9 protein-coding genes and 1 pseudogene are annotated in these 11,874 nt (G+C 39.8%); all 10 read left to right on the top strand.

Translation table 11 applies throughout. The features are described from left to right. A partial coding sequence (locus BW928_RS09900; protein ID WP_446030803.1) for a bacteriophage T4 gp5 trimerization domain-containing protein occupies positions 1-1,160 on the top strand: 1,160 nt, incomplete at its 5' end. A gap of 24 nt (positions 1,161-1,184) precedes the next feature. Next, positions 1,185-1,637 carry a hypothetical protein gene (locus BW928_RS09895; RefSeq protein ID WP_076556066.1) on the top strand — a complete coding sequence of 151 codons (453 nt, stop codon included), beginning with the start codon at positions 1,185-1,187 and terminating at the stop codon, positions 1,635-1,637. Between the two features lie 5 nt (positions 1,638-1,642). Then, complete coding sequence (locus tag BW928_RS09890; protein WP_076556065.1) at positions 1,643-3,037, top strand: DUF2169 domain-containing protein; 1,395 nt, start codon at positions 1,643-1,645, stop codon at positions 3,035-3,037. Continuing rightward, entirely contained in the window at positions 3,034-8,250 is a 5,217-nt protein-coding gene (locus tag BW928_RS09885) for an RHS repeat-associated core domain-containing protein (protein WP_076556064.1), read from the top strand. The genes BW928_RS09890 and BW928_RS09885 overlap by 4 nt, the downstream gene beginning before the upstream one ends. 19 nt (positions 8,251-8,269) lie before the next feature. Then, positions 8,270-8,707 (top strand): hypothetical protein, encoded by a 438-nt coding sequence (locus tag BW928_RS09880; protein WP_076556063.1) that lies wholly within the window; start codon positions 8,270-8,272, stop codon positions 8,705-8,707. Between the two features lie 195 nt (positions 8,708-8,902). Then, a complete protein-coding gene (locus BW928_RS09875) occupies positions 8,903-9,751 on the top strand; it encodes an RHS repeat domain-containing protein (protein WP_078309935.1) in 849 nt (282 codons plus the stop codon). A gap of 10 nt (positions 9,752-9,761) precedes the next feature. Further along, positions 9,762-10,217 (top strand): SMI1/KNR4 family protein, encoded by a 456-nt coding sequence (locus BW928_RS09870; protein ID WP_158078425.1) that lies wholly within the window; start codon positions 9,762-9,764, stop codon positions 10,215-10,217. A 34-nt stretch (positions 10,218-10,251) separates the two neighbouring features. Continuing rightward, positions 10,252-10,431, top strand: a pseudogene (locus BW928_RS12250) (RHS repeat-associated core domain-containing protein); the annotation flags it as partial. Between the two features lie 370 nt (positions 10,432-10,801). Next, complete coding sequence (locus BW928_RS09860; RefSeq protein WP_076556059.1) at positions 10,802-11,098, top strand: hypothetical protein; 297 nt, start codon at positions 10,802-10,804, stop codon at positions 11,096-11,098. Next, entirely contained in the window at positions 11,095-11,313 is a 219-nt protein-coding gene (locus BW928_RS09855; RefSeq protein ID WP_076556058.1) for a hypothetical protein, read from the top strand. The genes BW928_RS09860 and BW928_RS09855 overlap by 4 nt, the downstream gene beginning before the upstream one ends. The last annotated feature ends 561 nt before the right edge of the window (positions 11,314-11,874 follow it).

The raw sequence follows: 11,874 nt of genomic DNA, 5'->3' as shown, positions 1-11,874 counted from the left end.
CCATCCATCAAAACCGCAAAGAGCGAGTGGACTTGGATGAAACCATCAGCATTGGTGGCAATCGCACGGAGACGGTGGAGGGGGATGAGAAGATTTTAATACAAGGCAACCGAGATAAAACCGTTGATAAAAACGACACTCTTAGTGTCAAACAAAACCAAAAACACACCATCTCAAAAAATAAATCACTCACTGTCAATCAAAACAGCAATGAGGTGGTGAAAATCGCCAAATCTGTTACCGTCGGTACGGTCTATGCCACCCAAGTCGGTACTGTCATGAATACCGCAGTAGGCATGATGCAAGCCGAAGAGGTGGGCATCAAAAAAACCACAATGGTTGGCAAAAGCTACAACATCACCGCAGGTGACTCATTTGCTCTAACCGTAGGCAGCTCATCACTCACCCTAAACCAAGACGGTACTATCATACTCCAAGGTGTTGATATCCAAATCATCGGCAGCACTAAGGTGGATATCATTGGTCAGGATGTGAATATTAATCCTGAGGGGGCGGGGGGAGCGTCAGGTGGGGATGATGGCAATCCAAGTACCGCCGCACCTCAAACCAACCAAACAAGTCAGCCAAATACCAATCAAGCGACATTAGGTCAACCACTAATTACAACAGGTTTGGGTGCAGATGTGGATAAACTTGCTAGTCAGTCTCCTTCGTTGGTTAAAGAAGTAAATGATTTAAAATCTAAAGGTTGGTCCTTTCAATACGGTCAGTCAGGCAAAGGGTCTTGGGCGGATGAAAATCCTAAATCAAAAAAAATTGTAATAGATGGACAGTATGCAAGCAATCCAAAACAAGTTGTTCAAACTCTGTCTCATGAGGTGGGGCATGCGAAATATACTGTAGCTCCCGATACATCTTCAAGAGCAAATTACATTTCTAGTTACCTTAAAGATGAAGGTGCTGCAACAGCTATGAATATCAAGGTCAGAGATGAAATTTTAAGCAATGCCAATATTAATATTGGTGTCGCAGGTAGATATGCATCACAATATGTCAATATTTTTAATCAAAATGGTGGTGATAATCATCAAACATACGAAGCAATTAGTAAAATTTTTGGTACAGAAATTACTTCGGCCACTGGTCAAACATATAATGATTATTATGGAGGTTATTATGATCGTTATTACACAAAATAGCACTTTTAAATAAGAGATTTCAATATGAATGATACTAATATAGATACCATATTCAATATCATTGAATACTTTTCCTTAAATTACCCCTATACACAACCACAATTAGAAACATTCTTTAATGTTTGTTTTGATATCAATGATAACGACATTAAGAAATTTCTGCCAAAAAAATTTAATGGTGACGCAAGATATATTCAGTATATTGAATTAAGAGGAAATAATTCAGGAAAACAATTAATGGAAATAAAGTTTCTTCCATTAACATTTACCGTCAAATATAAATATTTGGATGAAATAATGCAAAAAATTGGCTATACAGAATTTGCTTATATTTCAAATGCTTTTTATGCTAAGCTAATGGATGCAGAAAATAATGTTGGAACTATACGTATAGGATATGAATTTTTTGAAGAGTTCCCTGACCGTGTGGAAATTACAGACCTAATTTTTGATACATACGAAAATTTCCAAGAGTAACCCCCATGCAAAACCACACCCCCTCCCCAGCCTTAACCTATGACGGCATTGACGGTACTGGCAATGTCTTTGGGGTGATTGTGTGTCGTCAGACTTATGAGTGGAACGATAAGGGACTGTTGGTATTGAGTAAGACTCAAGACCCTTTGTGTTTTACAGATGAGCTTGTTGATGATAGCGATATGATGAAGGGGGTGCGTCAAGAGAGTGATTTGTGTGAATACAAACCCAAATGCGATGTGCTGGTCTTAGGCAATGCTTATGCACCAAATGGTGTACCTACCCAAAGCTTTGTTGCCAAACTTATGGTAACAACACCTGACAGCTATGTCTTTTTTGATGCAATTAACGCACCATCGGACAAAGATGGCGAAACCATCGATGCCCATAAACTTAGACAAAAACAAATCCTAGAAACACTCTCCCAAAAACGCTATACACTAAAACAAGGCGTGCCACTTATTGATAAAACCCTAGCATTTTTGGGTGTACAGTCTTTAAGAAGAACCACCCTAGGTGATTATGAACCTTCTAAAATAACCCCTGTATCTAAAGTATCTTTGGATACGGCAAATGGCTATGGCGGTTTTGTTTATATCTCCCAAAGCCACCCAGAATCTGGTCACATCCCAAAAGACAAACAGCTTAGCTTTGATCCTAATACCCAAAAAATCCTAAACGCTGATAGTCCTGTTTTGTATTACAATCAATGCAATCACAACCCCTATGGCAAAGGTTTTATGGATAAAATCACTTTAAACACCATCAAACCAGAGATGATAGCATTGCCTCAAATTGCAAACCCAAAATACCTGTTTAGTCAATCATTATTTCAAAAACAAATTGCAAACCAATTAAGCAAAGAAGAGCAAGACCTACTGTCTGTTGGTTTTGGCATACGCTCAAAGACACACCCTGACAGAGCTAAGCTGGTTGGTATCATTGACGATAATTTTATTCAAGGTGATGAATTACTTCCTGATGGCTTTGACTTTGCGGTATGGAATGCTGCCTACCCAGACCAACAGTGTGATTATTTAAAGGGTAATGAGTGGTTAACCTTGGTAAATCTATGCAAAAGCACCACCAAAGCGGCTCGTTTAGACAAAGAAGGTAATTGTCATCTTAAACTGTATTTGCCTGAAAATACCTTGGTTGCTTATGTTGAATGGGATGATGGGCAAATATCAGAAATTCCTTTAAAGATTGACACACTTATTATCAGACCCGATGATAGCAAGGTAAATATGGTATGGCGTATTGCTTTGGACAAATCAGGTCGTCAGCCGACCAATATTAATCTTGTAATGCTTGACAGAAAAACCAAGGATGACACCATCGCCAGACACTTTGCTCAAAAAGGCACCATCATGCGTCCTTATGAGGAGAACGGCATATGAGTTTATTGGGCGTCAGAGCACAAGACAACTTGATGGCAAAGTCCATCGCTCCTTCTATCAACTACACCACACCCAAAAAGATTCCTGTGCCTTATCCTGTCTTTGAGTTTTTAGGAGGAAGTGCCAGTACAGTCTCTAGTGCAGGGTTTAATGGTAGTGAGGTCTATGTATTAAACCAAAGCATCATCCCTCATTGTCGTGGCGATGAAGCAGGCACATTTGGCGGCGTCAAGTCAGGCACAGTCAGTGATGAGGTTGAACCCAAAGAAGGTGCAACAGGCATCAATGTTACAGGCAAAGCACTTATCCGAAAAGATGACCCTTGCTATATGAATAAGAGGAATACGGAAGGGAAGTATCATATCATTCCAGCACCGCCTCCGCCTCCACCACCAGCAAAAGAGGAGAAAAAAGGTTGGCTTGACTGGGCGCATGATGCACTGGAAGTAGTCAGCTATATTCCTGTTGTGGGGAGTGTTGCCAGCGCAGTTGATGCTGGACTGTATCTTTACGAAGGTAAGTACGAAGACGCTGCCTTTGCAGCAATGGGTGTTGCAGGACCTGCAGGCAAAGTGGCAGGCAAAACCGCTAAAGTGGTTAAGGGTGCTATGAAAGCTACTGATGCCGCTACTGATGCTGCCAAGACCGCAAACAAAGCCGCTGATGCCAGTAAAGCGGCGAGTACAGCACCAACAAAGTCAGCACCAACCCCAACAGCAAGCAAGCAAGCTTCCACCACCAATAAAGTTGATGGCAATGGTGGGGCGACTAGCAAGCCAAATAACAGCAAAACCTCCAATCAAACACAAAAAAAAGACACGCCCCAAAAGTCTACACAAAGCAATAAGACCGACAGATCATCGAGTTCCAAAAAACCCTCACATCCAAAAACAGCCAAGCATAAACAATCCCAAAAAAGTCGCAAGAAAACTCAAGAAAGCAAACATAAACACTCTGGAAATAAAAAAGCCAATAAAATTGAAACCAAAGATCCTCAAGGTCACATAACAGGCTCAGACCGCAAAACAATACCCTGCCCCCTTAACGCCGCCACCACCATCGGAAAACCCATCAATGCTCTCTATGGCTCCAAAGTGTTAATGGATAATGATGACCTTGATTATCAAGGCATCGGTTATTTGCCTTTTTATCTACAACGACTCTACAACAGTCAAAATGACCAGGTAGGTTGGTTCGGTCAAGGCTGGAAGACTCAAGGTCTAGAACAATACTTGGAGCTTAACCCACAACAAAATCGCATCTATCTTATTGATAACGCAGGCAGACGCATCCCCTTTACTTATCTTAAAGCTGGAGCAAGCTGTTATCAGCCTTATGAGGATATCACCCTATATCGCCTGCCATATCCTGACGGCTTTGACATGACCACACTGCCAAAGCCACTTCCTTTAAGTGCCAGAGCCACTTATGCCACAAGAATGGGTCAAGATGAACATTTTGCCTTTGTCTTGGTGCAAGGCAAAACACACCCAAACCGTCCAGACTTCGACGGCATCGCCCAACACTTCACCAAAGTCATTGACAAAGAAGATAATGGCACCTTTGCCAAAGTCTTATTAACCAAGCAATCTAACAAATACCAGCACAAGCTACAACTGCATTATACCCATACTGACACATCCAAACAGCACTTACCCAGCTTTATCACCGATGATGCGGGCAACTGTTATCACTTAGGCTTTGGTTTGTATGATGATAAGCCAAGACTTAACTGCCTAGAGCAAGTTCATCACATCAATGAAACAGGCACCATTAGCCAAAGCACACCTCTTGCCAAGTACCATTACAACCAAGAAGGCGACTTGTGTGAAGTCATCATCAAAGGTGTAAGCACCAGACGCTTTGGTTATACCGACCACCTAATGACCCATCAATGGTTTATCACATCTCAAGAAGGCTTTTATACTTACGACCAAACACACGATGCCAAAACCGCCAAAGTGATTCACCATACCCTAAACACAGGGGAGGATTATCGTTTTTATTATGATAACCACACAGATGACAATAACCAAGCTTACTACACCACGACGGTTGTAGAGCAAGAAGGGACAAAAGATGAGCGAGCATCCCTTTACGAATATGACGACTGGTATGTTCTGACAGCCTATGTGGATGCTCATGACAACACCACTTATTACGAGCATGACCATCTACATCGCCTGATTGCAGTACATGACCCTAAGGGCGGAGCCACTTACTACCGCTACGCAGGTCAGTATTTAAGTGCCACCGTTGTTAAAGTAGGCGTAAACCCTTTAACACAAACCCCAATTTATCGCACCCATACCTATCAGTACGATGTACATGGTCGCTTAAAAACCATCACCAACCCCAAAAACCACACCATAAGCCTTAGCTACACACACAAAGGCGAGTTGTCTGCCATCACCGATGAATTGGGACACACCACCCATTACACCTATGACACCAATGGCAATGTCATCAAAGAGACCCTAGCCAACCAAAGCCATCATCACTATAGCTATGATGACCTTGGTAATCTTATCACCCACACCGACTGCTCAGGACACACCACCACCTATCACTACCATGACCAAGACCATCCAGAGCGTTTAACTGCCATCACCGATGCCAAAGGACATACCACCCGTTATGGTTATATCAACAGCCACCTAAACCTTGTTAATCACATCCAAAAAGCCGATGACACTCACATTCATCTTGACTACGACCAAGCAGGCAGACTCATCTGTCATACGGATGAATTAGGCAACCAAACTCATTATACCTACAGCAAAGACAACCTACCTGTCACTCGTACAGATGCATTGGGTGGGATACTTGCCTACACCTACGACACTCATCGCCGTCTTGTCAAGCTCACCAATGAAAACGATGAGGACTGGACATTTGTCTATGACAAGCTGGACAACTTAATCCGTGAGACCCGCTTTGATGACACCCAAAGTGCTTATCGCTATGACAACTTATCACAGCTGACTGCTTTAATAGACAACCCACACCTAGCCAAAGATAAACAAAGACACACGCACTTACAACGAGACTTAATCGGTCAGCTTGTTGCCAAACACGCCATCTGCTATCAAGAAGCAGACACAAACCACCAAGCAAACACAAACACAAGCACACCCCCCAAACGCCTAATCCAAACCCACAAATACGCCTATGATGAACTAGGGCAGCTTATCCGTGCCACCAGCTTGGATGCCACCACCCATCTGGACTTTGACCCTGTGGGCAATTTGGTTAAAGAGACCCTCATCCGTCATCACGCCAATCAAGGGCAAGAGCCAAACAAAGAAGTAAATAGCCAAACCCTAACCCACACCTATGACGAGTTGGGCAATCGCATCAGCACCACCTTGCCTGATGGCACCACCCTAAACAACCTATACTATGGCTCAGGACATCTGTATAACCAAAGCCTGACCATTCAACACTCAAACACCACAGGCAAAGACGGACAAATCATCCATGAGCTAAGACACAGCCAAACCAATGAACTGCACCAAGAAGTGTTAAGACAACACGGACAGAGCAAAACAAACCAAAGCCACCACACTGCCTTTGACTATGATTCAATGGGCAGACTGACCAAACAGTTTGTCAGCAATGATGTTCATCTGATTGCCCAAAAGCACTACACCTATGACAAAAAAGGACAACTCACCCATTTAAATACAAACACAAGATTAACAAGCACACATCAAAGCCCAAATCACTTAGCCAAGCAGGTTAATTATTTTAACCGCACCCATCAATACACCTATGATAAACTTGGCAGACTGACCCAGCACAAACTTGCCGACCACCAAACCCACACAGGACACACTGAAACCTTTGCCTTTGACCCTGCCAGTAACAGAGTGCCATTGCCACAAACAAACATACAAACAAACACACAAACAACCCATCAAGGCATTGATCAAAGAACCAAAAGACCCACAAGCCTCATCAGTCAAGGCAAACTGATTAGCTACAGCTATGATGTGCATGGTAATATCAAAACAAAGACAGAGACGCCGATTGACTCAAAAACAGGACAAGCCCTAAAACAATCTAGCCAAAACATCATCGGCTATCTTAGCTCATTACAACTGTTCTATCATCCAAACAACGAACTTGCCAAGTCTGTTAAGATAGAACAACAAGGCTTTGTCATCACCAAAACCACCACAAGCTATCATTATGATGCCTTTGGTAGAAGGATTGCTAAGAACAGCAAAACACAAACCCTAAACAAACTCAATCAAAATGGTAAACTGGTCAAATACCCAACCACTTTACTACACCTAAGAAAAACAGACAAAACAACCTACCAAAGCACGCTAATGCTGTGGGAAGGTAATAGACAACTGCAAGAATATACCGACCAATTAATCTTTACGACTGTTTATGACCAAGACAGTTTTGAGCCTGTATCACGACTTGTACAAAGTCGTGATAAGGATTGTGATGACTTAAAGATTTATCACTATCACAACAATCATCTAGGCACACCGCAGGAATTAACTGATGACTATGGGAATGTTGTTTGGGCAAATTACGAATATGCTTGGGGTGGACGATATACCCATCATTACAATTCACAAAGCTTAAATGGTTATGATATACTAGAACACGAATTACAGCCTATCCGTTTTCAAGGTCAATTCTTTGATACTGAAACATCACTTCATTATAACCGTTTCCGTTATTATGACTCTGATGTTGGGATGTTTATCCAAAGAGATCCGATTGGGTTACTTGGTGGAATAAACATTTATCAGTATGCGGATAATCCAGTAATGTGGATTGACCCGTTTGGGCTTAATAGATTTAAAAAGACCCAATGGCAAGCCCCTATATCTGGAACTGGTCAGGTATATACTGTTTATCAGCAAAATATTGATTGGAATAAAATAGATAAAAAAGGCAGGACAAATTTAGAAAGAGCTTTAAAGGGGATAGCACCTTTGGGTAATGATGGAAAATCAATTAATTTGCATCATTCAAAGCAAGATTCTAGGGGATCTTTATTTGAGCTTTCAAAAACTACCCACAATAGATATGATAGAACCAATGCTTTACATCCCTATAAAGTAAATGGGCTTGGAAAGCATCCCTTTTATGCAGTTGATAGAAAGCTTTTTGGAAAAGACAGAAGGCAATATTGGATAGATAGAGCCAAAGCTGAAATTCGCAATCGTAAAAAATGTATTTCTTAAATAAACAAGTGAGGTTATTATGTTTAGCGATAGTTTCATTGAATATCTAAATGAAAATCTGGGTCGTATATTTTTAAATGAAATGAAAAAATATGTTCAGATTTTAGAAAACAAAGGTTTAAATCAAAGCAAAAATTCAGATTTTATTTATTTTTGGTCAAATTATAGCGATGAAATCTATGGAAATGAAGGCTATTTGATGGATTTTTGTATGGATATAGAAGACTTTGAGACTAGCGAAACTTATCGATTGCGACAAAGCGAGAACTTGCCCAGTCAATATTTTTCATTAATGGGACAAGACAATGACGATTATCTTTTTTATGATATGAATACCGATAATTTATATTTGGTAGATGGTGATAATTTAAAAGATTTTATTTTAAACAAAGTATATGTGAAAAAGTGGGATAGTTTTTTAATTTTTATACAGGAATTTTTGGGCTACTCCGAATAATAGCCAGCATAGACTGTCTCAAACCTCAACCCACACCTAAAGGCAGCCTGAAAACCTGCCTTTGGTAGAAGGATTGCTAAGAACAGCAAAACACAAACCCTAAACAAACTCAATCAAAATGGTAAACTGGTCAAATACCCAACCACTTTACTACACCTAAGAAAAACAGACAAAACAACCTACCAAAGCACGCTAATGCTGTGGGAAGGTAATCGTCAAATCCAAGAATATACCGACCAATTAATCTTTACGACTGTTTATGACCAAGACAGTTTTGAGCCTGTATCACGACTTGTACAAAGTCGTGATAAGGATTGTGATGACTTAAAGATTTATCACTATCACAACAATCATCTAGGCACACCGCAGGAATTAACTGATGACTGTGGGAATGTTGTTTGGTGTAATTACGAGTTTGCTTGGGGTGGCACTTATCAAAGTTATTATAAAGAGCAGTCTTTAAATGACATAACCATTAAAGATTATGAACTCCAACCCATCAAATTCCAAGGTCAAAGCCTAGACATTGAGACAGGACTGCATTACAATAGATTTCGCTATTATGATAGTGATGTGGGGATGTTTATTAGCCGTGATCCCATAGGATTATTAGGCGGCAATAATGTATTTCAGTATGTTCCGAATCCGATACATTGGGTTGATGTGTTGGGGTTGAATTGTACCAACAATACCAAAACTACAAAAAATACACCTGATACAACAACAGGTATTGGTTATGGGGTTAATGATCCGCCTGTCAGAGTGCAGGGAGAGTGGAGTAAACAAGATATATATAATGGGTTGATGGGTAGAACACCGAAAGGTTTGGGTTCCCCCGATTTACACCACGCCCATCAGATGCCAGGTTCCGCAATACACGAAGTTCTACCAGACCAACATAGAGGAAACAAGGCATTACACCCAAATAAATTTAATCAAGGTGTAACAGCAAAAATGCGTCAAGAAGACAAAGAGTTACATTGGTGGTACAGAGCGAGAGAGCAAGGTGCAGATGATATTTATCCGCATTTAATATATGACTGAGAGAAAGTTTATGACAAATAGTAGCATAGAAGATTTGATTTTATTTATTGAAAATGAAATGATTGTCAATCCTAAATATTTTTTATTTAGAGAAAATGAACCTATCGTTAATGAAAGTGATATTATTCAAATAAAAGAGGAAGTTGGATTTGAAATACCAAAAGATTTTCAAATATTTCAGGAGAAGTTTGGGGGTGGAAATTTTGGTTTTTTAGAGTTATTTTCTCTTAATAAAAATAGTGAGTATTTTATTTTTAAGAATTCCTATGGAATAAGGCCAAAAGATAATTTTTTGCCCATATCTAGTGATGGTGTTGGTGGTTATTATGGTTTTCTGTTAAATGATTGTCATCATATTTATTATTATGATACAAACATTAGCCCCCCAATCATAGAAAAAACACAATGGAATTTTGTTGATTTTATTTATTTCTTTGCTTTTAAAAAAACACAACTAGCTAAATAACCGTTGTGATATACTAGAACACGAACTCCAACCCATCAAATTCCAAGGCCAGTTTTATGATGTAGAGACAGGTTTACATTATAACCGTTTCCGTTATTATGATAGTGATGTTGGGATGTTTATCCAAAGAGACCCGATTGGGCTTTTGGGTGGGGTGAATGTCTTTGCTTATGCTCCGAATCCTGTGGGGTGGGTGGATCCGTGGGGGTTGGCGAAGAAGAAAAAAGATGTTATTGTCTACAGAGCCTTATCTGCTGATGATAGAATAAGATATGATCAAGGGCTTGATTTGGAACCAAAAGGAGATAGTGGTTGTATTTTATCTCATGTTCAGGGAAAAAATACCAAACTAATTTCTGCCGCAGAAACAAAAGGGGCTACAGATAGATTTGATTCTGGACATGGTGTCGCTGAAATTAATGCAACACTAGCCCAAGAGCTTGGCTCTGGATTTATTGCTCACAAAAATGTCTTGCAAGCAACTAAGCGCGATACAAAGGCACATGCAAATGCAAAAATAGCAGAAGAAGTTCTATTTAGTAATGGCATTCCTTATGGTGCCATAATAAAAGTGGATTAAAATTATGGCTTGTTTATATGATCGTTATGAAATTGGTGAATTGGCTTTAAGTATTATAAAAGAAAAAGGCTATTCTGTAGAATTTTTACCCAATATTGAAATCTATGTTGCAACAGATGGTGTATGGAAATTCAGAGCGGATTTTCCAACAGCATTACTTGGACTTATTCTTATCAAAGAAACTTATCCAGATAGAGACTCTAATGAATATTTTGAATTGTTGACTTATTCTGAAATCAAAGATTTATTAAAATTCTCTCGCCCTGCATACACCCCAATTTATAAGATGAAAAAAATATGATGCATTTAACAGATAGTTTCAGAAACTACCCATTGATGATAAAAACAATCACTAATAAAGGTTATCAGTTTTGGATTGATGATAACGGTTCTTTTTGGGCAGAAAAAGATGGGTGGGATTTTGTAGCAGATGATCTAGCGGGATTACTTGGTGTGATTGCCATTTACGAATACAAAAAACCCAAAGAGTTTCGAGAGCGTTGGTGGGAAAAATAAAAATTAATATTAGTTTTTAGAGTCTATATCACACACTTTTCTTTTTACCCCAAAACCCGTCACCCAACCAAACTCATCTCCCAAAACAAAGAGATCGCTTATACCTATGACCATCACGGTAATATCAAGACCAAGACAGAAACCCCATTAAATCCTAAAACAGGTGAAACACTTTACCAATCAGACAACAGCTTGATTGGTTATAAAAAATCGCTACAATTCTTTTATAACCCAAACAATGAGCTGTCTAAGACTGTTGTTGTTAAAGATGTGGGTTTGCAAATTACCAAAACAACGACCCAATACCATTACGATGCGTTTGGCAGACGCATTGCCAAAAACTCAAAGGTTGAAACCTTAAACAAGTTAAACCAACAAGGCAAGCTCGTTAAATACCCAACCACTTTACTACACCTAAGAAAAACAGACAAAACCCAAAACCAAACCACCCTAATGCTGTGGGAGGGTAATAGACAGATACAAGAATACACAGATGACTTTGTGTTTACGACGGTTTATGACCAAAGCTTTGAGCCTGTATCAAGACTGGTACAGAATAGA

This window comes from Moraxella cuniculi DSM 21768 (assembly GCF_900156515.1).
GTDB lineage: Bacteria > Pseudomonadota > Gammaproteobacteria > Pseudomonadales > Moraxellaceae > Moraxella > Moraxella cuniculi.
This window is presented reverse-complemented; position numbering and strand designations above follow the sequence as displayed.